Genomic DNA, 24,372 nt, shown 5'->3' on the forward strand with positions numbered 1-24,372 from the left:
CGAGTGGTCGCCGTGTTCACAAGAACACGGCGGAGGACTCAGACCACCGCGGGCGCCTCGACGCTGTCACGGCGCATCTCCTCGACACGCACTGTCGGCCAGCCCGGCGTCCCCAGCGACGCGGCGTGCGATGCGGCGCGGACGAGAGCCAGGGCCCAGGTGAGCGGATCACTCGTGTCGTCCTCGTCATCGACAGGGATCTCGAAGACGAGGGAGCGTGTCGACGCCGAGCCCGAGATCGCGACTCCGAGACCGCCTTCAAGGCGGGACATCTCGGTGGCCACGCTGCAGATCGCGTCATCGAACTCAGACTCCTCAGCTGCTCCGATGACGATGCAGCTCACTTCCACGTAGCCCTGCATCATCGGTCTTCCTCCTCGGTCGTACACGAGTACTTTTCCACCGACCGTCGTCGGATCTCAATCATCGGTCGGATCTCGGCCACGTTCTGCACGAGTTCACGGTGCCCGCAGGTCCCACCGCACCGACCGAGGAAGTGAGCGTCGCCGAGTACGACCGACCACCCGATGCTCTCCAACCACTGAAGGAACTGCTCGGCACGGGCATCCGGATGCGGTGGTCTCCCCGGCACGTCTTCCCCTCGTGTCGCACGGCGTTGCCCGAGTATGTCAGAGCTGGATCGTGGAGGAATGCCCGGCACCGACGCTGGCGCGCCATCCGACCTCGTCACCAGCGATTCGCGCCGAGCAGACCCGTACTTCCAGGCGCCTGCGCTGCGCGGTCCCCCCGCCGCCCGGCTCGCAGAGGAGAACCGCGTCACACGTTGAAGCGGAACTCCACCACGTCGCCGTCCTGCATGACGTAGTCCTTGCCCTCGATGCGGGCCTTGCCCTTGGCGCGGGCCTCGGCGATCGAGCCGGTCTCGACGAGGTCGTCGAACGAGATGATCTCGGCCTTGATGAAGCCCTTCTGGAAGTCGGTGTGGATCACGCCGGCCGCCTGCGGAGCGGTCCAGCCCTTGCCGATCGTCCAGGCGCGCGTCTCCTTCGGGCCCGCCGTGAGGTAGGTCTGCAGGCCCAGGGTGTCGAAGCCGATGGTCGCGAGCTGGTTGAGGCCCGACTCGGTCTGGCCGGTGGACTCGAGCATCTCGGCGGCGTCCGCCTCGTCGAGGTCGATCAGCTCGGACTCGATCTTGGCGTCGAGGAAGATCGCGTGCGCGGGGGCGACCAGCGCGGCCAGCTCGGCCTTGCGCGCCTCGTCGGTCAGCACCGCCTCGTCGACGTTGAAGACGTAGATGAAGGGCTTCGCGGTCAGCAGGCCGAGCTCGCGGATCGGCTCGAGCTCGATCGAGGACGCGGAGAGCGGCTTGCCGGTGTCGAGGAACTCGCGGGCCTTCTTCGCCGTCTCGAGGACGATCGGCTCGATCTTCTTCCCCTTGAGCTCCTTCTCGTACCGCGCCTCGGCCTTCTCGAGGGTCTGCAGGTCCGCGAGGACGAGCTCGGTGTTGATGGTCTCCATGTCGCTGGCGGCGTCGACCTTGCCGTCGACGTGCACGACGTCGGCGTCCTCGAAGCCGCGGATGACCTGCGCGATGGCGTCGGCCTCGCGGATGTTGGCGAGGAACTTGTTGCCCAGGCCCTCGCCCTCCGAGGCACCGCGGACGATGCCGGCGATGTCGACGAAGGAGACGGGGGCGGGGAGGATCCGCTCCGAGCCGAAGATGCCGGCGAGCACCTCGAGGCGGGAGTCGGGCAGGTTCACGACTCCGACGTTGGGCTCGATCGTCGCGAACGGGTAGTTCGCGGCGAGCACCGTGTTCTTGGTCAGCGCGTTGAAGAGCGTCGACTTGCCGACGTTGGGGAGTCCGACGATTGCGATAGTGAGAGCCACGGGCATCCATCCTACGGCGTGGTCGCGGGGGCCCGGGCGTGGGCCGCGGGGGCGCCGCGTGCCGCTCCGGGCGGCGTCGGAGGTGCGTGAGAGGCTGGAGCGTGCCCATCGACTTCACCGCCATCGACTTCGAGACCGCCAACTCGCACGGAGCCTCGGCCTGCTCGGTCGGCCTCGTCAAGGTCCGCGACGGCCGCGTCGTCGACCGTGCGGGCTGGCTCATCCGCCCGCCCTACGGCTACGACGACTTCCTCGAGTGGAACAGCCGCATCCACGGCATCCGCAAGCACGACGTGCACGGCGCCGCCTCCTGGGTCGAGCAGTTCGCCGACCTCGTCGCCTTCGCCGGCGAGGACGTGTTCGTCGCGCACAACGCCGGCTTCGACATGAGCGTCATCCGCGCCGCCTGCGCCGCGACCGCGCTCGAGCTCCCCGCCTACGACTACCTCTGCTCGCTCCAGCTCGCCCGCAAGACCTACGAGCTCGAGTCCTACCGTCTGCCGTCCGTCGCGTTCGCCGCCGGCTACGACGACTTCCGCCACCACGACGCGTCCGCCGACGCCGAGGCGTGCGCGGCGATCGTGGTGCACGCCGCCCGCCGCCACGGGGCCGCGAGCCTGGCCGAGCTCGGCGAGCTCGCCGGCGTCTCGGTCAAGCGCCTCCGCCCGAAGGCGCCGGTCGCCGCCTGACGCCCGCGACCCGGCTCACTCCCCGGGGCTCGGGTCGCCGAACCAGTTGCTGAAGATGCGCCAGAAGTTGCGGTTGCCGTAGGCGGAGCAGGCGTCGCCCGAGCCGTACAGGTTCGCCAGGGCCGCCGCGTTCGGCTGGTAGGGCGTGTAGTAGTAGAGACCCGCCGTCGCCGCGTTCTCGATCCGCACCGGGGCGGTCCCGCACGCCGCGTCCGGCGAGTACTGGATCTCGCTGGTCTCGCCCACCGGGTACCAGTCGAAGCTGCTCTCGGGGTTGCGGTAGCGCTGGAACTGCCAGGCCGCCCCGTAGACCTGGCCGAAGAAGCCGAAGTAGTCGCTGTCGCAGTCCGCCGTGTCCGGGCAGCCGTAGCCGGTGGCGCTGCGGAACTGGCGCTCGCTCGGCGCGCTGTCGGTGACCAGCGACTGCTCCTTCTGCAGCAGCGTCAGCAGCACGGCGGGGCTGACGTCGCAGGCCCCCGCGACCGAGCCGATGATGTCCGCGGCGGAGCGGTCCGCGCCGCCGCGGTAGGCGTCGCACTGCTCGTCCGCGGCCACGTCGCCGGTGTCCTCGGCGTAGTCCCGCAGGCACGGGACGTCCGTCCCCGCGCAGTCCGGCACGCGTGCATCGAGGAACGCCTGGATCGTCAGCGGGCCGAGGGCGTCGCCGTCGAAGAAGACCTCGTCCGAGACGATGTCGCCGGGATCGAAGCCGGACTCGTCGACGCCGCCCGCCAGATCGGTCCACATCCGGATGCTCGGCGGCTCATGCGCCGGGGCGGCCACGGCCTCGAGATCCGCCGCCGCGGGCAGCAGCAGCACGACCGCGAGGGCCGCCAGGGCCGCCGCCCCTCCCCGTCGGCGCCGCACGGCGGACCGGGAGGCGGCGGAGGGATCGGCCGAGCTCATCCCTCCACGCTAGCGGCCGTGCGGGGCACCGATCGGGCCTGCCGAGGAGTGTCGCCGCTCGGATGTCGGAGGTCCGTGGTCTCCTCGGCGCATGGAACTCAGCTTCGTCCTCGGTCTCGTCATCGGCGCCCTCCTCGCCGCCGTCGTCGCCGTGCTGCTCGCCCGCGGCCGCACTCCCGACACCGCGCTCGCCCTCGAGCTGGCCACCGCTCAGGCGCGCGCGGAGGGCCTCGAGGAGCGTCACGAGTCGGTCGTCGAGCAGCACCGCGAGCACCTCGGCTCCGCCCGCGACCAGATCCGCGAGCTGCAGGAGCAGCTGCGCGTCGTCGCCGAGCGCGAGCGCCACGACGCGCGGATCCTGCAGACCCTCTCCCCCGTGGCCGAGAGCCTGCGCGGGATGCAGGAGTCGGTGCGGCGCCTCGAGAGCGAGCGCGCCGCGCAGTTCGGCGCCATCACCGAGCAGCTGGAGGGGCAGCGCCTCGCCGGCGAGCGGCTCCGCTCCACGACCGAGACGCTCGCCTCGGCGCTGCGCTCGAGCGCCAGCCGCGGTGCGTGGGGCGAGACCCAGCTGCGCAACGTGGTCGAGGCCGCGGGGCTGACCCAGCGGGTCGACTTCGATGTGCAGTTCGGGCTCGAGGGCGAGGGCGGCCGGGGGCGCGCCGACATGGTCGTCCGCCTCCCGGGCGGCAAGGCGATCGCGGTGGACGCGAAGGTGCCGTTCGACGCGTACCTCGAGGCGAGCGCGATCCCGGCGGGGGCGGGCGCCGAGGAGGAGGCTCGGCGCGCGGGGCTGCTGCGGGCGCACGTCCGCGCGCTGCGCGGGCACATCGACGCGCTCGCGAACCGGGCCTACTGGACGGGGCTGCCGGCGAGCCCGGAGTTCGTCATCGCGTTCATCCCCAGCGAGCCCCTGCTCGCGAGCGCCCTCGACGCGGACCCGACCCTGCTCGAGTACGCCTTCCGTAAGCGGGTGGCTCTCGCCTCGCCGGTGACGCTGTGGTCGGTGCTGAAGACCGTGGCCTACACCTGGCAGCAGGACGTCCTGACGGACGACGCGAAGCGCCTGCTCGATCTCGGCAGGACCCTCTACACGCGCCTCGCCACCCTCGCCGATCACGCGGAGGGACTGCGCCGCTCCATCGAGAAGACCGTCGACTCCTACAACGCCTTCGCCGGCTCGCTCGAGACGCGCGTCCTCGTCACCGCGCGCCAGTTCGACTCGCTCGACGAGTCGCGCGTGATCGAGCCGGTCACCGGCGTCACCGTCTCCCCGCGTCGGCTCACCGCCGTCGAGCTCCTCGCCCCGGACGAGCGCACCGCCTGAGCGGCGGGTCTCGACCGACACCATGCTGATCGAGTAGCGCCCGCAGGGCGCGTATCGAGATCCACCGTCCATTGGAGGTGGGTCTCGATACGCCGCTCCGCGGCTACTCGACCAACATGGAGCGCCGCGGCTACTCGGCCGGCAGGGCGCAGCGCCGCTGCGCGCCTGCCCGCCCAGCAGGGCGGGAGATCGCTCCTAGACCCACTTCTCCGCGAGGTGCTGGGCCGTCACGCGGCGGATCGTGCCCGAGCGCGAGCGCAGGACGATCGACTCCGTGGTGATGATGTGGCCCTCCTTGCGGACGCCCTTGACCAGGCCGCCATTGGTCACGCCGGTGGCGACGAAGTAGGTGTTGTCGCTGCGGACCAGGTCGTTCGCGTGCAGAACGCGGTCGAGGTCGTGACCCGCGTCGATCGCGCGCTGGCGCTCGTCATCGTCCTTCGGCCGGAGGATGCCCTGGATCACGCCGCCGAGCGCGCGGATGGCGCACGCGGTGATGATGCCCTCGGGCGTCCCTCCGGTGCCCACGCACATGTCGACCCGCGAGTCGTGCCGCGCGGCGTTGATGCCGCCCGCCACGTCGCCGTCGAGCAGCAGGCGCGTCCCCGCACCGGCGGCGCGGATGTCGTCGATCAGCTGCGCGTGGCGGGGGCGGTCGAGCACCGCGATCCGCATCTCATCGACCGGCTTGCGCTTGGCCCGCGCCAGCGCGCGGATGTTCTCGCCGATCGGGCGCTGGATGTCGATGATCCCGACGCCCTCCGGCCCCGTGACGATCTTCTCCATGTAGAAGACGGCCGAGGGGTCGAACATCGCGCCGCGGTCGGCGACCGCGATCATCGACAGCGCGTTCTGGCGGCCCGCGGCGGTCAGCGACGTCCCGTCGATCGGGTCCACCGCGATGTCGGCGGCCGGCCCGGAGCCGTTGCCGACGTGCTCGCCGTTGTAGAGCATCGGGGCGTTGTCCTTCTCGCCCTCGCCGATGACGACGACCCCGTCGAAGTTGACGGTGCCGAGGAAGGTGCGCATCGCGTCGACGGCGGCGCCGTCGGCGGCGTTCTTGTCGCCCTTGCCGATGAAGGGGACCGCGCGGATGGCGGCCGCCTCGGTGGCGCGGACGAGCTCCATGCCGAGGTTGCGGTCCGGGTGGAGGTAGAGCGAGTCGTGGTCGATTTCGGTCACAGCGCGGAGTCCTTCGCGTTCGAGTTCGTGCAGACGGCGTCGTCGCAGGACCCGCGGAGCGGATCCCCATCCCGGGACCGAGCCTATCGGAGGCGTGCCCCGCGCCCGGGGGGACCGCCGCGGCCGCCTCGCTAGACTCGACGCCGACGCGGGCCTCGCCCGACCCCCTCCCGTTCATCCGTCAAAGGAGATGCCATGCCCGTCGCTACCCCGGACCAGTACGCAGAGATGCTCGACAAGGCGAAGAAGGGCGGCTTCGCGTACCCCGCGTTCAACGTCTCCTCCTCGCAGACCATCAACTCGGTGCTGCAGGGCCTCTCCGAGGCCGGCTCGGACGGCATCATCCAGGTCACGACCGGAGGCGCCGACTACTTCGCCGGCCACACGGTCAAGAACCGCGCCGCCGGAGCCATCGCCTTCGCGAAGTTCGCCACCGAGGTCGCCAAGAACTACCCGGTCACCGTCGCGCTGCACACCGACCACTGCCCGCAGAACGCGCTCGACGGCTTCGTCTACCCGCTGATCGCCGCCTCCGAGGAGGAGGTCAAGGCCGGTCGCGAGCCGCTGTTCCAGTCGCACATGTGGGACGGCTCGGCCGTTCCCCTCGACGAGAACCTGGCGATCGCCAAGGAGATCCTCCCCCGCGTCAAGGCGATCAACGCGATCCTCGAGGTCGAGATCGGCGTCGTCGGCGGCGAGGAGGACGGCGTCTCGCACGACATCAACGAGCACCTCTACACGACGCTCGATGACGCGATCGCGACCGTCGAGGCCCTCGGCTTCGGCGAGCAGGGCCGCTACATGGCCGCGCTGACCTTCGGCAACGTCCACGGCGTCTACAAGCCCGGCAACGTGCGCCTGCGCCCCGAGCTGCTCCGCGAGATCCAGGACGGCCTGCAGAAGAAGTACGGCACCGAGGCGCTCCCGCTCGACCTCGTCTTCCACGGCGGCTCCGGCTCGACCGACGAGGAGATCGCCGAGGCGGTCCGCAACGGCGTCGTGAAGATGAACATCGACACCGACACCCAGTACGCCTTCAGCCGCTCGGTCGCCGACACCGTGCTGAAGAACTACGACGGCTTCCTCAAGGTCGACGGCGAGGTCGGCAACAAGAAGGTCTACGACCCTCGCTCGTGGGGCAAGATCGCCGAGTCCGCCATGGCCGTCCGCGTCGCCGAGGCGACCCGTCAGCTCGGCTCCGCCGGCCACTCCGGGAAGTAGGGCACCGCTCCGTGACGAACGCACACGACCAGCCGGGCCGCACCGAGCGACCGGAGCCGCAGTACGGCGAGTACGCGCCGCCCGGCTGGTCGTGGACGCCTCCGGAGGACGCGGCCGTCGTCCCCGACCCGCGGGGCTCCGAGTCGGATCCGCGACCCGCGACCGCACCGGCCGCGACGGCCTCGGCCGCGCATCCCGTCGACCGCCTCATCACGATCATCCTGCTGGCGCTCGGCGTCTTCTTCGCCGTCCCGACCCTGCTCGACCCGTCGAGCTTCGCCACCACGCTCTCCGAGCTCTACACGAGCCAGGGCATCGGCACCTACGCCTCGCCCGACCTCGCCCGCACCCTCGGGATCGTCGTGGCGCTCGCGCAGGCGCTGATCGTCGCCTTCGCGGTCTGGATCGCGATCCGGCGCCTGCGTGCCGGGAAGCGCGCCGTGCTGGTGCCGATCATCGGCATCGCGGCGACGATCGTGCTCTCCCTGGCGGTCGCGGCCATCGCGATCCTCGGCGACCCGACCTTCGCCGACTACGTCTCGCGGATGTCCGCGGGCACCGGCACGGACGTGTAGCACCGGCACCCCTCCTTCAACGCGAGAAGGCCGCCCTCCCCTCGGGAGTGGCGGCCTTCTCGCGTATCGGACGCGAGGCGCCGGATGTGCGGAGTGTCTCAGGCGCGGACGGGAGCGCTGACGCGTCCGCCGGCACCGCGGGCGTCGCGCTTGCCGGCGACGTCCTTCCGCAGCTCCTTGGGCAGCGAGAACATGAGGTCCTCCTCCGCCGTCTTGACCTCCTCCACGTCGCCGTAGCCGGCGGCGGCCAGGTCGTCGAGCACCTCGCGCACGAGGATCTCGGGCACCGAGGCGCCGCTGGTGACGCCGACGGTGCGGATGCCGTCGAGCCACTCCTGCTTGATCTCGCTCGAGTAGTCGACGCGGTACGCGGCCTTGGCGCCGTACTCGAGGGCGACCTCGACGAGGCGGACCGAGTTGGACGAGTTGGCGGAGCCGACCACGATGACCAGCTCGGCGTTCTCGGCGACCTTCTTGATCGCGACCTGGCGGTTCTGGGTGGCGTAGCAGATGTCGTCGCTGGGCGGGTCCTGCAGGTTGGGGAAGCGCTCGCGGAGGCGGCGCACCGTCTCCATCGTCTCGTCGACCGACAGCGTGGTCTGGGAGAGCCAGACGACCTTGTCCGGGTCCTTCACCACGATGTTCGGGACGTCGTCGGGGCTGCCGACCAGGGTCACGTGATCGGGTGCCTCGCCCGCCGTGCCCTCGACCTCCTCGTGGCCCTCGTGGCCGATCAGGAGGATCTCGAAGTCGTCGCGCGCGAAGCGGACGGCCTCGCGGTGCACCTTCGTGACGAGCGGGCAGGTGGCGTCGATCGCCTGGAGGTTGCGGTCGGCCGCACCCTGCACGACCGCGGGCGAGACGCCGTGGGCGCTGAAGACGACGTGCGAGCCCTCGGGGACCTCGTCGACCTCCTCGACGAAGATCGCGCCCTGGCTCTCGAGCGTCGAGACGACGTGCACGTTGTGCACGATCTGCTTGCGGACGTACACGGGGGCGCCGTAGTGCTCGATGGCCTTCTCGACGGCGACGACCGCGCGGTCGACGCCGGCGCAGTAGCCGCGGGGGGCGGCGAGGAGCACCCGCTTGGCACCGTCGACGGGCTCGTCGCGCAGGCGCCCGGTAGCGCGGGGCATGCGCGGCATGGGCAGGCTGATCGGGGCTTCACTCACCCGTCGATTCTACGCGGTGCCGTGCGTGCTCCCGGCGGGAGCGGAGAACTCGCACAGGACCGTGGCGGCGCGCCCGCGGAACGATCCGCCGGACAGTGCCGTCGCGCGCCACCGCCGGGACATCGTGCGCCGCCTCCGCACGGACGCAGCCGAGGTGTCGGAGGCATCCCGTACCGTTGTCGTCGTGGGTCCGCCGCCCCCTCTCCCCCGCCCGCTCCAGCGAAGGCACCGATGACAGACGCCCCTCCCACCGCCGACGCCCCGTGGCCGGTCGGCCTGCTCGCGAGCAAGATCAAGGGCTGGATCGAGCGCCTGGGCACCGCGTGGGTCGAGGGCGAGATCACCCAGTGGGGCGTCTCGGGCGGCAACGTCTACGGCAAGCTGAAGGACCTCTCGGGCGACGCGACGGTCGGGTTCACCGTCTGGTCGTCGGTCCGCGCACGCCTCCCCGCCGACCTCAAGCAGGGCGACCGGGTCATCGCGCTGATCAAGCCGAACTACTGGGTCAAGGGCGGCACGCTCTCGATGCAGGTGTTCGAGATGCGCCACGTCGGCCTCGGCGATCTGCTCGAGAAGCTCGAGCGCCTGCGCCGGCAGCTCGCCTCCGAGGGCCTGTTCGAGGCGAGCCGCAAGAAGCCCCTCCCCTTCCTCCCGCACGGCATCGGCCTGATCACCGGCCGGGACTCCGACGCCGAGAAGGACGTCCTCCGCAACGCCCAGCTGCGCTGGCCCGCCGTCCGCTTCCGCGTCGTCCACGCCGCCGTCCAGGGCGAGCGCACGGTCTCCGAGGTCACCTCGGCGCTGCGCACCCTCGACGCCGACGCGAGCATCGACGTGATCGTGATCGCCCGCGGCGGCGGCGACTTCCAGAACCTGCTCGGCTTCAGCGACGAGTCGCTGGTGCGCGCCGTCGCGAGCTGCTCCACCCCCGTCGTCAGCGCGATCGGGCACGAGGCCGACCGCCCGCTGCTCGACGACGTCGCCGACCTCCGCGCCTCGACCCCGACCGACGCCGCGAAGCGGGTGGTGCCCGACGTGTCCGACGAGCTGCTGCGCGTGCAGCAGGCACGGCTGCGGATGACGACCCGGGTCAGCGGACTGGTCTCGCACGAGATCGACCGTCTGTCGCAGCTGCGCTCCCGGCCGGTCCTCGCCCAGCCCCGCGTGCTGGTCGACCAGCGCTCCGAGGAGCTGACCCGCTGGGTCGCCCGCGGCGCCGAGCTCGTCGAGCGGCGGATCGAGCGCGCCCACCTCGAGGTCGAGCGCCTTCACGGCCACCTCCGCGCGCTCTCGCCCCAGCACACCCTCGACCGCGGCTACGCGATCGTGCAGAACGGCGCCGGGCACGTCGTGCGCTCCCCGCGGGACGCGCCCGGGGGCGAGTCCCTCGTCCTGACCCTCGCCGAGGGCGCGGTCGCCGCCCGCTCCTCGGGACCGGCGGCCGATCCCGCCGGTCGCGGGTGATCGCGGGCCCTCACCTCCGCTCCACCCCCGCCGCCAGCGCCCTCCTCGCAGCCCCGATCGATAGGATCACCCCCATGGCCGACGCCCGCACCGACTCCCCCGCAGCGCGGTCGAGCGACCCCGCCCCGTCGGGCGACGCCGCGCAGTCGAGCGACTCCGACGTCTCCGAGTTCAGCTACGAGCAGGCGCGCGACGAGCTCGTCCGCGTCGTCTCCGAGCTCGAGCAGGGCAGCTCCACCCTCGAGCGCTCGCTCGCCCTCTGGGAGCGCGGCGAGGCCCTGGCGGCCCGCTGCGAGGAGTGGCTGATCGGCGCGCGCGCCCGGCTCGACGCCGCGCGCTCCGGCGGAACGAGCGCCGGATGAGCCGCGAGAAGCCGCCCCGGGTCGTCGCCGAGCTCGGCCGCCCCGAGACCGCGGCCGAGACCGCGGCGCGCAAGGCCGAGAACTCGCGCCTCTACCGCCAGCGCAAGACCGTCAACAACCTCGTCTTCTCCCTGCTCGCGACCGTCGGCGTCGTCGCGCTCATCGTCCTGATCGTGCCGCGCGGCGAGGGCACCGTCCGCGACCCGGTCGACGTGCCGGCGGTCGCCGCGCAGTTCCAGCTCGGCGAGAGCGAGACCCTCGCCGCGCCCGACATGCCCGACGCCTGGTCCTCGAACGCGGCGGAGCTGCGCGAGGACGGCGGGGTGGAGTACTGGTACGTCGGCCTGATCACGCCGAAGAACGGCTACATCGGCGTCAGCCAGGGCTTCGACGCCGATGAGCGCTGGGTCGCCGGGCAGCTCGACAGCGCCGCCGCCACGGGCGTCGAGGAGATCGACGGCCGCGAGTGGACGGTCTACGACCACCGCGACTCGGGCGACGACAGCGGCAACAGCCCCTACGCTCTCGAGACGACGGCCGGTGGCAGCACCTACCTCGTCTACGGCACGGCCCCGACGGACGAGATCCGCCAGGTGGTCGACGCCATCACCCCCCAGATCGGCCAGGAGGAGTCCCGTTGAGCTTCGATCCGTCGAGTCCCCAGCACGAGGTGCCGCAGAGCATCGCCGTCGCGCGCGAATCGCGCCCGCCGTCGTGGGTGTGGAAGGAGATGCTGCGCGGCAATCAGCGCTTCGTCGCCGGTGAGCCGCGCCACCCCCGCCAGGACGTGGAGCGCCGCAACGAGCTCGCCGCGGAGCAGAAGCCGCTCGCCGCGCTCTTCGGCTGCAGCGATTCGCGCCTCGCCGCCGAGATCATCTTCGACCTCGGTCTCGGCGACCTCTTCGTCGTCCGCAACGCCGGCCAGGTCATCGCCGACTCGATCATCGGCTCCCTCGAGTACGCCGTCGCGGTGCTCGGCGTGAAGCTGATCCTCGTGCTCGGCCACGACGAGTGCGGGGCGGTCAAGGCCGCGATCCAGTCGCAGGCACCGGGTGCCGAGCGCCTCCCGCCGCACATCGAGCACCTGATCGAGCCGATCATCCCCGCCGTCCGCCGCATCGTCGGCCCGCAGCCCGACGGCCGCGTCCTCGTCGACCCGTCGACGACGGACGCCCTGGCGGTCGGGCGCGAGCACCTCCGCGACACGGTCGCCGAGCTGCTGCAGCGCTCCCCGCTGATCGCCGACGCGGTCGCCGCGGGCGACCTCGCGGTGGTCGGCGCGAACTACCGCCTCGCCGACGGCACCGTGGACTCCGATGTGGTCCTCGGCATCGACCCGCCGCAGCTGAGCCCCTACCGCTCGGAGCAGGAGCGCACCTCCAGCCCCCTCCAGAGCGTCGCGACCCCCGACGCGGTCGTCCCGGACGCCCCGTAGCCCTCCGCGGGCGCGCGAGCACACCGAACCAGACCAGACCAGACCGAACCGTCGACTCGACGGACCGAACAGAACAGGACGATCACAGCGTGGTGGACAACTCCCCGACCGACCCCGGCGCGACCGACGCCTTCCGCATCGAGCACGACACGATGGGCGAGGTGCGCGTCCCGCGCGACGCGCTCTACGCCGCGCAGACGCAGCGCGCGGTCGAGAACTTCCCGATCTCCGGAGCCGGCCTCGAGACCGCCCAGATCGCGGCGCTCGCCCGGATCAAGAAGGCCGCGGCGCTCGTCAACGCCGACCTCGGCGTGCTCGACGGCGAGATCGCCCGCTCCATCGCGGACGCGGCCGACCTGGTCGTCGGCGGCGGCTACGGCGAGCACTTCCCGATCGACGTCTACCAGACCGGCTCCGGCACGTCGTCGAACATGAACATGAACGAGGTGCTCGCCACCCTCGCCACCACCGCCCTCGGCCGTCCGGTGCACCCGAACGACCACGTCAACGCCTCGCAGTCGTCCAACGACGTCTTCCCGACCTCGGTGCACGTCGCCGTGACCGGTGCGCTGATCCAGGACCTCGTCCCCTCACTCGAGCACCTCGCCGAGGCGCTCGAGACCAAGGCCGAGCTGTGGGCCGAGGTCGTCAAGGCCGGCCGCACCCACCTGATGGACGCGACGCCCGTCACTCTCGGCCAGGAGTTCGGCGGCTACGCGGCGCAGATCCGCCTCGGCATCGAGCGCGTGCACTCCGCCCTCCCCCGCGTCGCCGAGGTCCCGCTCGGCGGCACCGCCGTCGGCACCGGCATCAACACGCCCGCCGGCTTCCCGGCCGCGGTCATCGCCCGCCTCGCGGAGGAGACCGGCCTGCCCGTCACCGAGGCGCGCAACCACTTCGAGGCGCAGGGCGCCCGCGACTCGCTCGTCGAGGCGTCCGGCGCGCTCCGGGTGCTCGCGGTCAGCCTCACCAAGATCAACAACGACCTGCGCTGGATGGGCTCCGGCCCGAACACGGGTCTCGGCGAGCTCAGCATCCCGGACCTCCAGCCCGGCTCGTCGATCATGCCCGGCAAGGTGAACCCGGTGATCCCGGAGGCCGTCCTGATGGTCTGCGCGCGCGTCATCGGCAACGACGCGACCATCGCCTGGGCCGGCGCCTCGGGTGCGTTCGAGCTCAACGTCGCGATCCCGGTGATGGGCACGGCGCTGCTCGAGTCGATCCGCCTGCTCACGGCGTCGGCCACGCTGCTCGCCGACAAGACCGTCGACGGCCTCGAGGCCAACGTCGAGCACGCGCGGGCCCTCGCCGAGTCCTCGCCCTCGATCGTCACCCCGCTGAACAAGGTGATCGGCTACGAGGCCGCCGCCAAGGTCGCGAAGAACTCGGTCGCGAAGGGCATCACCGTCCGCGAGTCCGTCATCGACCTCGGCTTCGTCGAGCGCGGCGAGGTGACGGAGGCGCAGCTGGACAGCGCGCTCGACGTCATGTCGATGACCCACCCGGGCTGAGTGCTCGCGCGGGGCGGCGCGCCTCGAGACCGCCGCTCCGATCGGGGTGGATCTCGATACACCCGCTCCGCGGGCTACTCGATCAGCATGGAGGGCGCCCGCCTTTCGCGTGGTGCCATCGCGATCAAGATGGAAGGCGCCCGCCTTTCGCGTGGTGGGATCACCATCAGCATCGGGCGCCGGCCCACCGTGCGGGTGGATCTCGAGACGCCCGCTCCGCGGGGTACTCGATCAGCATGGAGCGCGCCCGCCCTCCGCGCCGGCGAGCGCGGAGCGGGGCGCCTCCTCTCGCAGGCGGCCCCTTGCTTGCTGGTCGAGTAGCCCCGCAGGGGCGTATCGAGACCCACGGTCGATGAGGCCCGGGGTGCCGTCACGCCCCGGCCAGCACGAGCCAGAACGCCGCGAGCTGGAACGGCCCGAACGGGATCCGCGCGGCCCCGCCTCGCAGCGCCGACGGCAGGCACCACGCCCCCGCGAGCAGGAACGCGAGCGCCGGCCCCGCGACCGCGAGCACCGGATCGACCGCCGCGAGCGGCACCGCCAGCCCCGTGCCGAGCTTCACGTCGCCGAGCCCGAGCCCGCCTGCGAGATGCAGCGCGAGCAGCGCGAGCGCGGTCGCCGCCACGGCGAGCAGCTCCTGCGGCATCCGCCCCGCGACGACGGCGCCGATCGTCGACGCAAGTCCCGCCAGCAGGAGCGGCGCCGTCAGCACGTTCGGCAGCCTCCGCTCGCGGACGTCCGCGAGGACCAGCGGCACCGTCACCGCAGCGACGACGAGGACGACCGCCGCCTCGCGCGGGTCGCTCCGCGCCAGCGCGATCGGTGCGAGCACCGCCGCTCCGCCGAGCGCCGCCACGAGGTCCCGGATCCGCTGCATCCGCAGACCCTAGAGCGGATCGCGTCGCTCCCGCCGGAGTTGTCCACAGCCCCGCCGGGCACCGGCGACCCCGGCCCCCGTCACTCCTGCGGCGGCACCGGCCCGAGCAGCGCGTTCGCGAACAGCCCGTGCGCGGACTCGTCGTCCGACGGGTGGAACAGCCCGGCGAGCACGTCGCGGTAGAGCCGCGAGAGCTCGGAGGTCCGCGAGTAGGACGAGCCGCCCGAGACGCGGACGGCGCTCTCGACGATGCGCAGCGCCGCCTCCGTCGTGCGGATCTTCACCCCGACGAGCGACGGGAACCAGTCCGCCCCGCGGTCCACCAGCCCGTCCACATCGGCCGCCGCGCTCGCGAGCGGCGCCCGCAGCCCGTCGAGCAGGATCGCCGCGTCGGCGAGCCGCCAGCGGATGTCCGGATCCTCGGAGAGGGGCCGCCCGCCGGCCCGGAGCGACGTCCGCTTCCGCGCCGCCGCGACGCCGAGCTCGAGCGCGCGCCGGGCGACGCCGAGGTACACCGACGCGATCAGCAGCTCGAAGTCGGCGAAGATCGCGAAGACGAGCGCATCGGCGGTCGGCCCCACCGGCAGCGAGCGGAACATCCGCTCCCCGGGCACCTCGACGCCGTCGAGCACCGTCGTGCGGCTCTGCGTCGCCCGCATGCCGAGCGTGTCCCAGTCGTCGTGCACCGTGAGCCCGGGCACGGGTGCGTCCGGCGTCGCGCGATCGACGAAGCCGTGCACCAGGCGCGGCTCCGGCCCGCTGTCGTCGCGGCCGAACACGCCGAGCCGTGTCCAGGCCGGCGAGAGCGAGGTGAAGATCTTGGTGCCGGTGAACCGGTAGCCGCCGCCCGGCAGCGGCTCGGCGCGGGTGAGCGAATCGGAGAGCACGAGGTCGTTGCCCGGCTCGCTGTTGCCGAAGGCGAAGACGTGGCCGGCCACCGCGTCGACGAGGACGTGCTCGAGCGAGGCGTCGCCGCGGGCTCGCAGAGCCCGCGCGATCCCGGTCCAGACCAGGTGCATCGTGGTCGCCAGCGCGGTGGCCGGAGCCGCCGTGGCGAGGCGGGTGTGCTCGGCCGTCGCCTGCTCGAGCCCGAGCCCGCCCCCGCCGAGCTCCCGGGGCACGAGCATCGTCAGGTAGCCCGCGGCCTTCAGCTCCTCGAGGTCCTCGGTGAAGAAGACGTTGCGCGCGTCGTAGTCGGCCGCGCGGAGGCGGAAGCGCTCGAGGAGCGCGTCGTCGAGGATGCTCACCCGGTCCACGCTACGCGCCGCGGCTCCGGACCACCTCCGGCTCGCGGAAGCACCTCCGGCTCGTGGGAAGCGAGGGATCCCACGAGCCGGAGGGCGATCCGCGAGCCGGAGGCCGGGCGGAGCCGATGGTCAGCCGAGCGGTCTCAGCCGCCGCCGATCAGCCGAGCACGCTCACGCCGACTCGTTCGACTCCAGCATCTCCGTCACCAGCGCCGCGATGGCCGAGCGCTCGGAGCGCGTCAGCGTCACGTGCGCGAACAGCGGGTGCCCCTTGAGCGTCTCGATCACGGAGGCGACGCCGTCGTAGCGGCCGACCCGCAGGTTGTCGCGCTGCGCCACGTCATGGGTCAGCACCACCCGCGAGTTCTGGCCGACGCGGGACAGCACCGTCAGCAGCACGTTGCGCTCGAGCGACTGCGCCTCGTCCACGATCACGAACGCGTCGTGCAGCGAGCGGCCGCGGATGTGGGTCAGCGGCAGGACCTCGAGCATGCCCCGCTCGATGACCTCGTCGAGCACGTTCTGCGAGACCAGCGCGCCGAGGGTGTCGAAGACCGCCTGCGCCCAGGGGTTCATCTTCTCCGCGGCGTCGCCCGGCAGGAAGCCGAGGTCCTGGCCGCCGACCGCGTAGAGCGGCCGGAACACCATGATCTTCTTGTGCTGGCGCTTCTCCAGCACGGCCTCGAGCCCGGCGCACAGCGCGAGCGCCGACTTGCCGGTGCCGGCCCGGCCGCCGAGCGAGACGATGCCCACCTCCTGGTCGAGCAGCAGATCGATCGCGAGCCGCTGCTCGGCCGAGCGGCCGTGCAGCCCGAAGACGTCCTTGTCGCCGCGCACCAGCGCGATCTGGCGCTTGCCCGTCACCCGGGCCAGAGCGGAGCCGCGGTCCGAGTGCACGACGAGCCCGGTGTTGATCGGGATGTCGGCGACCTCGTCGGTGAAGAGCCGCTCGCGGTCGTACAGCTCGCTCATCTGGTCTCCCTGCAGGGTGACGTCGTCCATGCCGGTCCAGCCCGACTCGGGGGCGAGCTCGGCGAGGTACTCCTCCGCGGCGAGGCCGATCGAGGCGGCCTTCACGCGCATCGGCATGTCCTTGGACACGACCGTCACGAGCGCGCCCTCGCTCTGCAGATTCATCGCCACGGCGAGGATCCGGGAGTCGTTGTCGCCCAGCTGAAGCCCGCTCGGGAGGATCGAGAGGTTGGAGTGGTTGAGCTCGACGCGCAGCGTCCCGCCCCGGCCGACCCGGATCGGGAAGTCGAGCCGCTCGTGCTTGACCCGCAGCTCGTCCAGGTGCCGGAGCGCCTGGCGGGCGAAGTAGCCGATCTCGGGATCGTTGCGCTTGCCCTCGAGCTCGCTGATCACGACGATCGGCAGGACGACGGCGTGCTCCGCGAAGCGGAACATCGAGGAGGGGTCCGACAGCAGCACCGAGGTGTCGAGGACGTAGGTGCGCTGGAGCTGCTCGGTGCGATCCGAGGCGCCGTGCTGCGCGCGGCGGTGGACCGCGCCCTGCGTGCCGTTCTGCGGATCCGTACCCTGGGGAACTGTCACGTCGACTCTCCACATTCCGGGGGCCGGAGCCCCCGACTCACTTCAGAGGATTCGAGTCGGCCGGTGGTGCGTCTCGGCACCGCTCAGTTCCTTCACTGGCAGGTCATCGAGCCGTACTTGTGTGGCCGACTCGACCAGGTGCGTCACCTGATGATCCGAACCTAACCCCGCGAATGACAATCGTGTGGTTCTTGCCGGAACGAGCGTGTAACGGCTATGTGAACTGTGGGCTCTGCACATCCCGCGGACGACCTCTTAAGGGGCCGCTCAGCTGCCGAAGCGGCGGTGCCGGCCGGCGTAGTCGCGCAGCGCCCGGAGGAAGTCGACCTCGCGGATGTCCGGGCCGAGCGCCTCCATGAAGTAGAACTCGCTGTGCGCGCTCTGCCAGAGCATGAAGTCGGAGAGGCGCTGCTCCCCCGAGGTGCGGATGACGAGATCCGGATCGGGCTGGCCGCTGGTGTAGAGGTGCTCGCCGATCAGCTCGGGGGTGAGCAGCCCCGCGACGTCCTCGATCGACGAGCCGCGCTTGCCGTGCTCGTCGAGGATGCTGCGGACCGCCTGAGCGATCTCGTGACGGCCGCCGTAGCCCACCGCGAGGTTGACGTGCAGACCGGTGTTCCTCGCGGTGCGCTCCTCCGCGCAGTCGAGCGCCGAGACCAGCGAGGCGGGCAGGCCGTCGTCGGAGCCGACGTGCTGCACGCGCCACTTCGGCTGCTGCGAGACCTCCTCGGCGAGATCGGCGATGATCGCGATCAGCTCGGTCAGCTCGGAGCTGTCGCGGCCGACCAGGTTGTCCTGGGAGAGCAGGTAGAGCGTGACGTGGCGGACGCCGAGCTCGTCGCACCACTGCAGGAACTCGTGCACCTTCGCGGCGCCGGCCCGGTGGCCGTGCGCCGCCGTCTCGAGCGCGCGCTGGCGCGCCCACCGGCGGTTGCCGTCGATGATCATCGCGACGTGGTTCGGCAGCGCGGCACCCTCGAGACTCGAGCGCAGGCGCTTCTTGTAGACGCCGTAGAGCAGGTCGCTCCCCAGGGGCAGTCTCGACTTCGGCACGGTGCCACGGTAGTCGAATCCGCGCCACACCACCGGACCCCCGCCCCTCCCCCGTCCGATCCGCCTCTCCCGGTCGCCCTCCGGCGGCGGGTCGTATCCTCGTGCGTATGAGCCACCGGCCGACCTCCCCCACGCCCGATCCGGACGCGCGCGCGCTGACGGACGACGACGCCGCGGGTCCCTCGCTCCCGCTGCTCGAGGACGAGATCGAGCACGGCCCGGTGGCGGAGGCGCGGCCGACCTGGCGCGGCTGGATCCACGCGGGCCTGTTCCCGCTCGCGATCGCCGCGGGGATCGTCCTGGTCTCGCTCGCGGACGGGGCGCACGCGAAGTGGGCGGCGACCGTGTTCGCCGTCTCGTCGCTGCTGCTCTTCGGCAACTCCGCGCTCTACCACCGCTTCGATTGGTCCCCGCGGACCAAGATCGTCCTCAAGCGGATCGACCACGCGAACATCTTCCTGCTGATCGCCGGCACCTACACGCCGCTGGCCGTGCTGGCCCTGCCCCCGTCGCAGGGCACTCTGCTGCTCGTGCTGGTCTGGGCGGGCGCGCTGCTCGGGATCGGGTTCCGGGTGTTCTGGATCTCCGCGCCGCGCTGGCTCTACGTGCCGCTGTACCTGCTGCTGGGCTGGGCCGCGGTGATGTACCTGGGGCCGCTGTTCGAGGCGAGCGCGGCGATGATGGTGCTCGTCCTCGTCGGGGGCCTCTGCTACACCGTCGGCGCCGTGATCTACGGACTGAAGCGCCCGAACCCGGTGCCCGGGGTCTTCGGCTTCCACGAGATCTTCCACGCGCTCACCGCGGTGGCGTTCCTCTGCCACTGGACGGCGGCGCTCATCGTCTGCCTGGACCCGACCTACAACGTCGGCTGATCGCGGAGCGGCTCGGCCGCGCACCGGCGCGGGCGGACCGGCGGGCAGGTGGACCGGCGGACCGGTGGACCGGGTCAGCGCCCGGAGGAGCCCTCGGCGCGCTCGCGCTCCTCGGCGTCGAGCTGCTCGCCGACCTGGGCGCGGTAGGTCGTCCGGCGCACCCGGCGGACCATGTCGAGCGCCAGGAGGACGGCGGCCAGCGCGATCACGAACATCGTGACGAAGCCGAACAGGCCCGGCGTCACCGTGTCCTCGTTGAACTCCGGCGGGGTCGTCGGCACCGGCGTCGCCTCGGCGGCGCGGATCAGGGCCAGGTGGGCGGCCTCGAGGACGGTCGCGGTGCTCATGCGGTCCGCTCCTCGCGGACGGCGGCGGGGACCGCGGGGACGACGGCCTCACCCGGAAGTGCGACGTCGATCCCGGCGAAGAGGTCGGTCTCCGGCGTCGGCGCGTCGACGCGGCTCTGCACGAGCTGGAAGTCGTCGGTCGGCCAGGCGGCGTCGATCGCGGAGTGCGGCAGGAAGAAGAACTTGTTGTCCGGAGCGACCTGGCTCGCGTGGGCGAGCAGGGCGGCGTCGCGGCGGTCGTGGAAGCCCGAGACGTCGACCTTCGTGGTGGCGAGGTAGGGCGTCTCCTCGTTCCAGCGCTTCATCTCCTCGAAGGAGGCGAGCAGCGGGTCCTCCGGGTCGATCGAGCGGATGTGCTCGGCGATCGCGCGCAGCTTCTGCGAGCTGAAGACGCGGTCGTAGTAGAGCTTCAAGACCGACCAGGCGGCTCCGGTGCCGGGGTACTCGTCGGCCTCGCCGGCGGCGCGGAACGCCTCGACAGCGACCTGGTGCGCGCGGATGTGATCCGGGTGCGGGTAGCCGCCGTTCTCGTCGTAGCTGATGATCACGTGCGGGCGGAAGCGGCGGACGAGGCGCACGAGCGGCGCCGCGGCGGTGTGCAGCGGCAGGCCGGCGAAGGAGTCCGCGGCGACCGCGCCGTCCTCGGGCATCCCGGAGTCGACGAAGCCGAGCCAGGTGTGCTCGACGCCGAGCGCGTCCCGCGCCGCGGCCATCTCGTAGCGGCGGAGCCCGGCCATGTCGCGCTCCGCGTGGGCGCGGGCGGCGAGGGCCTCGTTCAGGATCGAGCCGGCCTCGCCCCCTGTGCAGGAGACGACCATGACCTCGGCGCCGCGGTCGGCGTAGGAGGCGAGGGTCGCCGCGCCCTTGCTCGACTCGTCGTCGGGGTGGGCGTGCACGGCGAGGAGGCGCGGGGCCTCCGGGGCGACGCGCGACTGCGCGCCGGCGCGCGGCTCCGAATCAGCGGAGACCTGGACGGCCTGGGACACGATCGCTCGATTCCTCGGGGTTTAATGGGGTCGACGCGCGCGGATTCCACCGGGGCGCGTCATCCTCCAGAGTAGACGCTTCACCCCAGGGAGTTCCGTGGCCGCCCGAACGTCCGAGAGCGACGAGCGCGCGAGCGACCCCGCCCTCGACCCGGACGCCGTCCGCGCCGCCGGGCCCCTCGCCTCCCGCTACGGCCGCACCCCGCGCAGCCGCCGCGGCGACCGCCGCCTCTTCGCGCTCGTGGCCGTCGCGTTCGTCGCCGTCTTCGCCGCCTGGGTGATCTGGGCCGGCCTCGACGGCGCCCGCGACGGTGTCGACGTGCAGGACACCGCGCACGTCGTCGTCGACGACCGCACGGTCCAGGTCTCCTTCGACCTGACCGTGCCGACCGGCCGCGACGCCGCCTGCGCCGTCCAGGCGCTCAACGAGCAGTCGGCCGTCGTCGGCTGGCGGGTCGTCGAGTACCCGGCCTCGACCGACCGCTTCCGCTCCTACACCGAGACGGTGCGCACCACGGAGCTCGCCACGACAGGTTTGATCTCGTCCTGCTGGCTCCCGTAGGGTGTCGGGGTGCCCTGACGGACCCGTCGGGGCCTTGTCTTTTCCCCCGCCGCACGTCCTCGGTCGATCCGGTCGACGGGCGCAGGCGACCGACAGCACCGTCGGTCGCGCGCGGCCGTCACGTGAGGAGCCCACCATGGCCGACCAGCCTCAGGTCACCTGGATGACCCAGGAGTCGTACGACCGCCTCCAGGCGGAGCACACCGAGCTGTCCACCAACGGGCGCCTCGAGATCGCCAAGCGCATCGAGGTCGCGCGCGAGGAGGGCGACCTCAAGGAGAACGGCGGCTACCACGCCGCGAAGGACGAGCAGGGCAAGATCGAGGCGCGCATCCGCCAGCTCACCGCCCTGCTGCGCGAGGCCGAGATCGGCACGCCGCCCGAGAGCCACGGAGTGGTCGAGGCGGGCACGATCATCACCGCCGAGATCGCCGGCGACGAGTCGCGCTTCCTCCTCGGCAACCGCGAGATGGCGGGCGAGAGCGACCTCGACGTCTACAGCCCGCAGAGCCCCCTCGGCGGCGCCATCATGGGCCTGAAGGTCGGCGACTCGACCACCTTCGAGGCCCCCAACGGCCGCAGCATCACGGTCAAGGTCGTCGACGTCGAAACGTGGAACGGCCACTGACTCGTCCCCGTCCCGTCCCCCCCTTCGCGAGATGCCACTTGTGCGCCCGACACGCCGTGTCGGGACGTCACAAGTGGCATCTCGCGTTTCTGCAGGGCTAGCCGCGTGACAGGCGGGGTTGGTAGCCGGCGTCGCGGAGGACCTGGAGGACGCGGTCCGCGTGCTCGGGGCCGCGGGTCTCGACGCTGATCTCGAGCTCGACCTCGCTGATCTGCAGGCCGCGGCCGTGCCGGGTGTGCAGCACCTCGACGACGTTGGCGTTCGCCTCCGAGATGAGGTCCGCGATCCGGGCGAGCTGGCCAGGCCGGTCCGGCAGGCCGATGCTCATCTTGAGGTAGCGCTCGGAGGCGGCGAGCCCGCGGCTGATCACGCGCTCCATCATCAGCGGGTCGATGTTGCCGCCGGAGAGGATGACCGCGGTGCGGCCCGCGTTCCGGATTTTGCCCGTGAGGATGGCGGCGATGCCGACCGCACCGGCCGGCTCGACGACGAGCTTCGCGCGCTCGAGCAGCACGAGCAGCGCCCGCGCGGTGTCGTCGTCCTCGACGGTGACGACCTCGTCGACGACCTCGCGGATGATCTCGAAGTTCAGCTGACCGGGCTTCGCGACCGCGATGCCGTCGGCGATCGTCGGCGAGATCGTGATGGCGATCGGCTCGCCGGCCGCGAGCGAGAGCGGGTAGGGCGCCGCGTTCGCCGCCTGGACTCCGATGACGCGGAGCGTCCGCCCCTCCTGCGCGGCCTTCTGCTTCGCGGCCGAGGCGACGCCGGCGATGAGTCCGCCGCCGCCGATCGGGACGACCAGCGTCTCGACGCCGGGCGCCTGCTCGAGGATCTCGAGGCCGATGGTGCCCTGGCCCGTGATGACGTCGGGGTGGTCGTACGGCGGCACGAAGACGGCGCCGGTGCGCTCGGCGAACTCGGCCGCCGCGGCGAGGGCCTCGTTGAAGATGTGCCCGCTGAGCACGACGTCCGCCCCGTAGTCGCGGGTCGCCGCGAGCTTGGGCAGCGCGACGCCGATGGGCATGAAGATGGTCGCCTTGATGCCGAGCTCGCGCGCCGCGAAGGCGACGCCCTGCGCGTGGTTGCCGGCCGAGGCCGCGACGACTCCGCGCGCCCGCTCCTCCGCCGAGAGGTGCGAGAGCCGGAAGACGGCGCCGCGGATCTTGTAGGACCCGGTGCGCTGCAGGTTCTCGCACTTGAGGAACACGGGCGAGCCGAGCACCTCGGCGAGGAAGCTGCTCGTCTCCATCGGGGTGTTCGCGATGACGGGCGCGAGGACGGTTCGGGCCGCCTCGAACTCGCTCAGGGTCGGTCCGACGACGCGGCTAGTCTGCATGCTCTTCGGCAACTCTCTCGGGGGTTCGGGTCGGCGAGCGCCAGGCTCCGCTCGCGACGTAGTTGACCATGACGTTGAGGGTCGCGACCACGGGGACCGCGAAGAAGGCGCCCGCGATGCCGGCGACGATCGATCCGCCGGCGACCGCGAGGACGACGGCGAGCGGGTGCACCTTGACGGCGGAGCCCATGATGAGGGGCTGGAGGATGTGGCCCTCGAGCTGCTGCACGCCGAGGACGACGATCAGCAGGATGAGCGCGATGACCGGTCCGTTGTAGACCAGGGCGATGAAGACCGCGAGGGCGCCGGTGACGACCGCGCCGATCACCGGGACGAAGGAGCCGAGGAAGACGAGCACGCCGATCGGGATCGCGAGCGGGACGCCGAGGAAGAACGAGCCGAGGCCGATGCCGACCGCGTCGACGAAGGCGACCAGGATCTGCACCTTCACGAAGTTCGTCAGCGTGACCCAGCCCGCGCGGCCGGCGCCGTCGACGGCGCCGCGGGCGCGGTGCGGGAAGAGCCGCACGACCCAGCGCCAGATGTTCGGGCCGTCGATCAGGATGAAGAGGGTGGAGAACAGCGTCAGCAGGACGCCGGTGAGCACGTGGCCGACCGTCGAGCCGACGCTCAGCGCACCGCTGACGAGCATCCCCGAGTCCTGCTGCACGGCGGCGAGCGCCTGCTGCGCGTACTGGTTGATGTCGGTCTCGGTCAGGTGCAGCGGCCCCTCGAGCAGCCACGTCTTGAGGTCGTCGTACGACTCCACCGTCTGGCGGCTGAGGTCGTCGAAGCCGGAGTAGACCTGCGTGACGACCAGGAAGAGCAGGCCGCCGATCACGACCACGATGCCGAGCTCGGCCACCACGATCGCGAGCCACTTGGGCCAGTGGTGGCGCTGGAGGAACGTCGCGAACGGCACCAGGAGCGCCGCGATGACGATCGCCAGCAGCAGCGGGATGACGATCAGCCGCAGCTCGATCACGAGCAGGCCGATCACGGCGAGGGCGCCGGCCACCACGAGGATGCGCCACGCCCAGGCCCCGGCGATCCGCATCCCGGTGCTGACGAACGCCGCATCGGGGTCGAGCGGGCGGGGCTGCACGGGCTGCACGGGCCGCTCGGGAGCCGCGGTGGAGAGGGCGGCGTCGAGGGCGGCGTCGCGGGCGCCGGACGTGCGGCGGGACCGGCCGAGTCTCATCCGCCCAGACTAAT

At 71.9% G+C, this 24,372-nt stretch carries 25 protein-coding genes; 12 read left to right on the plus strand and 13 right to left on the minus strand.

Annotation, left to right across the window (positions count from 1 at the left end; genetic code table 11):
- Positions 1-38: 38 nt before the first annotated feature.
- Both HQQ82_RS04395 and ychF read right to left on the minus strand, forming a co-directional pair.
- On the minus strand, positions 39-365 hold the full coding sequence (locus tag HQQ82_RS04395) for a hypothetical protein (RefSeq protein WP_173231823.1): 327 nt from the start codon (positions 363-365) through the stop codon (positions 39-41).
- Positions 366-777: 412 nt separating this feature from the next.
- On the minus strand, positions 778-1,851 hold the full coding sequence (ychF, locus tag HQQ82_RS04400) for a redox-regulated ATPase YchF (protein ID WP_173231824.1): 1,074 nt from the start codon (positions 1,849-1,851) through the stop codon (positions 778-780).
- Between the two features lie 101 nt (positions 1,852-1,952).
- Between ychF and HQQ82_RS04405 the strand changes: the two genes are divergently transcribed.
- On the plus strand, positions 1,953-2,540 hold the full coding sequence (locus HQQ82_RS04405; RefSeq protein ID WP_173231825.1) for an exonuclease domain-containing protein: 588 nt from the start codon (positions 1,953-1,955) through the stop codon (positions 2,538-2,540).
- Between the two features lie 15 nt (positions 2,541-2,555).
- On the opposite strand, the gene HQQ82_RS04410 is transcribed toward HQQ82_RS04405, so the two are convergent.
- The gene (locus tag HQQ82_RS04410) at positions 2,556-3,446 is read right to left on the minus strand and encodes a hemagglutinin (RefSeq protein ID WP_173231826.1); all 891 of its coding nucleotides are present in this window, start codon (positions 3,444-3,446) and stop codon (positions 2,556-2,558) included.
- Between the two features lie 91 nt (positions 3,447-3,537).
- Between HQQ82_RS04410 and HQQ82_RS04415 the strand changes: the two genes are divergently transcribed.
- Positions 3,538-4,770 (plus strand): DNA recombination protein RmuC, encoded by a 1,233-nt coding sequence (locus tag HQQ82_RS04415; protein WP_173231827.1) that lies wholly within the window; start codon positions 3,538-3,540, stop codon positions 4,768-4,770.
- A 195-nt stretch (positions 4,771-4,965) separates the two neighbouring features.
- Here HQQ82_RS04415 and glpX read toward each other — a convergent pair whose 3' ends face one another.
- Positions 4,966-5,898: a class II fructose-bisphosphatase gene (gene glpX, locus HQQ82_RS04420; protein ID WP_123704712.1), complete on the minus strand. Its 933-nt coding sequence runs from the start codon at positions 5,896-5,898 to the stop codon at positions 4,966-4,968.
- 249 nt (positions 5,899-6,147) lie between these two features.
- Between glpX and fbaA the strand changes: the two genes are divergently transcribed.
- Both fbaA and HQQ82_RS04430 read left to right on the plus strand, forming a co-directional pair.
- Positions 6,148-7,173 carry a class II fructose-bisphosphate aldolase gene (gene fbaA, locus HQQ82_RS04425; RefSeq protein WP_173231828.1) on the plus strand — a complete coding sequence of 342 codons (1,026 nt, stop codon included), beginning with the start codon at positions 6,148-6,150 and terminating at the stop codon, positions 7,171-7,173.
- Positions 7,174-7,184: 11 nt separating this feature from the next.
- On the plus strand, positions 7,185-7,748 hold the full coding sequence (locus tag HQQ82_RS04430) for a DUF6264 family protein (RefSeq protein ID WP_173231829.1): 564 nt from the start codon (positions 7,185-7,187) through the stop codon (positions 7,746-7,748).
- A gap of 98 nt (positions 7,749-7,846) precedes the next feature.
- Here the strand turns inward: HQQ82_RS04430 and HQQ82_RS04435 are convergent, their stop codons facing one another.
- The gene (locus HQQ82_RS04435; RefSeq protein ID WP_173232326.1) at positions 7,847-8,893 is read right to left on the minus strand and encodes a 4-hydroxy-3-methylbut-2-enyl diphosphate reductase; all 1,047 of its coding nucleotides are present in this window, start codon (positions 8,891-8,893) and stop codon (positions 7,847-7,849) included.
- Positions 8,894-9,151: 258 nt separating this feature from the next.
- Here HQQ82_RS04435 and xseA point away from each other — a divergent pair, with 258 nt between their 5' ends.
- The 5 genes from xseA (at position 9,152) to HQQ82_RS04460 (ending at position 13,692) form a co-directional block, all read left to right on the plus strand.
- Positions 9,152-10,384 carry an exodeoxyribonuclease VII large subunit gene (gene xseA, locus HQQ82_RS04440; protein WP_173231830.1) on the plus strand — a complete coding sequence of 411 codons (1,233 nt, stop codon included), beginning with the start codon at positions 9,152-9,154 and terminating at the stop codon, positions 10,382-10,384.
- A 65-nt stretch (positions 10,385-10,449) separates the two neighbouring features.
- Positions 10,450-10,746, plus strand: coding sequence for an exodeoxyribonuclease VII small subunit (locus tag HQQ82_RS04445; RefSeq protein WP_367947854.1), 297 nt, complete (start codon positions 10,450-10,452; stop codon positions 10,744-10,746).
- Positions 10,743-11,387, plus strand: coding sequence for a DUF4245 domain-containing protein (locus HQQ82_RS04450; RefSeq protein WP_173231831.1), 645 nt, complete (start codon positions 10,743-10,745; stop codon positions 11,385-11,387). The genes HQQ82_RS04445 and HQQ82_RS04450 overlap by 4 nt, the downstream gene beginning before the upstream one ends.
- Positions 11,388-11,476: 89 nt before the next feature.
- A complete protein-coding gene (locus HQQ82_RS04455) occupies positions 11,477-12,181 on the plus strand; it encodes a carbonic anhydrase (RefSeq protein ID WP_173232327.1) in 705 nt (234 codons plus the stop codon).
- An 89-nt stretch (positions 12,182-12,270) separates the two neighbouring features.
- Entirely contained in the window at positions 12,271-13,692 is a 1,422-nt protein-coding gene (locus HQQ82_RS04460) for a class II fumarate hydratase (protein WP_173231832.1), read from the plus strand.
- Between the two features lie 370 nt (positions 13,693-14,062).
- Here the strand turns inward: HQQ82_RS04460 and HQQ82_RS04465 are convergent, their stop codons facing one another.
- From HQQ82_RS04465 to HQQ82_RS04480, 4 genes are all read right to left on the minus strand, one after another.
- Positions 14,063-14,569, minus strand: coding sequence for a prepilin peptidase (locus tag HQQ82_RS04465; RefSeq protein WP_173231833.1), 507 nt, complete (start codon positions 14,567-14,569; stop codon positions 14,063-14,065).
- A gap of 80 nt (positions 14,570-14,649) precedes the next feature.
- Complete coding sequence (locus tag HQQ82_RS04470; protein ID WP_173231834.1) at positions 14,650-15,825, minus strand: acyl-CoA dehydrogenase family protein; 1,176 nt, start codon at positions 15,823-15,825, stop codon at positions 14,650-14,652.
- A 162-nt stretch (positions 15,826-15,987) separates the two neighbouring features.
- Positions 15,988-17,370 (minus strand): PhoH family protein, encoded by a 1,383-nt coding sequence (locus tag HQQ82_RS04475; RefSeq protein ID WP_367947809.1) that lies wholly within the window; start codon positions 17,368-17,370, stop codon positions 15,988-15,990.
- Between the two features lie 267 nt (positions 17,371-17,637).
- On the minus strand, positions 17,638-18,423 hold the full coding sequence (locus HQQ82_RS04480) for an isoprenyl transferase (protein ID WP_367947810.1): 786 nt from the start codon (positions 18,421-18,423) through the stop codon (positions 17,638-17,640).
- Between the two features lie 107 nt (positions 18,424-18,530).
- Between HQQ82_RS04480 and HQQ82_RS04485 the strand changes: the two genes are divergently transcribed.
- Positions 18,531-19,295 carry a hemolysin III family protein gene (locus HQQ82_RS04485; protein ID WP_173231836.1) on the plus strand — a complete coding sequence of 255 codons (765 nt, stop codon included), beginning with the start codon at positions 18,531-18,533 and terminating at the stop codon, positions 19,293-19,295.
- A gap of 74 nt (positions 19,296-19,369) precedes the next feature.
- Here HQQ82_RS04485 and HQQ82_RS04490 read toward each other — a convergent pair whose 3' ends face one another.
- A complete protein-coding gene (locus HQQ82_RS04490; protein WP_173231837.1) occupies positions 19,370-19,642 on the minus strand; it encodes a hypothetical protein in 273 nt (90 codons plus the stop codon).
- A complete protein-coding gene (gene mca / locus HQQ82_RS04495; protein WP_173231838.1) occupies positions 19,639-20,628 on the minus strand; it encodes a mycothiol conjugate amidase Mca in 990 nt (329 codons plus the stop codon). The genes HQQ82_RS04490 and mca overlap by 4 nt, the downstream gene beginning before the upstream one ends.
- Positions 20,629-20,725: 97 nt before the next feature.
- On the opposite strand from mca, the gene HQQ82_RS19780 reads away from it, so the two are divergent.
- Both HQQ82_RS19780 and greA read left to right on the plus strand, forming a co-directional pair.
- Positions 20,726-21,190, plus strand: coding sequence for a DUF4307 domain-containing protein (locus tag HQQ82_RS19780; protein WP_173231839.1), 465 nt, complete (start codon positions 20,726-20,728; stop codon positions 21,188-21,190).
- Positions 21,191-21,326: 136 nt separating this feature from the next.
- Positions 21,327-21,818 carry a transcription elongation factor GreA gene (gene greA / locus HQQ82_RS04505; RefSeq protein ID WP_159985483.1) on the plus strand — a complete coding sequence of 164 codons (492 nt, stop codon included), beginning with the start codon at positions 21,327-21,329 and terminating at the stop codon, positions 21,816-21,818.
- A 97-nt stretch (positions 21,819-21,915) separates the two neighbouring features.
- On the opposite strand, the gene ilvA is transcribed toward greA, so the two are convergent.
- Positions 21,916-23,157: a threonine ammonia-lyase gene (gene ilvA / locus HQQ82_RS04510; RefSeq protein WP_173231840.1), complete on the minus strand. Its 1,242-nt coding sequence runs from the start codon at positions 23,155-23,157 to the stop codon at positions 21,916-21,918.
- Entirely contained in the window at positions 23,147-24,358 is a 1,212-nt protein-coding gene (locus tag HQQ82_RS04515) for an AI-2E family transporter (RefSeq protein ID WP_173231841.1), read from the minus strand. Before HQQ82_RS04515 ends, ilvA begins: the two co-directional genes overlap by 11 nt.
- Between the last annotated feature and the right edge of the window lie 14 nt (positions 24,359-24,372).

It is taken from the genome of Rathayibacter sp. VKM Ac-2856, from assembly GCF_013205055.1.
In the GTDB taxonomy this organism is placed as follows: Bacteria; Actinomycetota; Actinomycetes; order Actinomycetales; family Microbacteriaceae; genus Rathayibacter.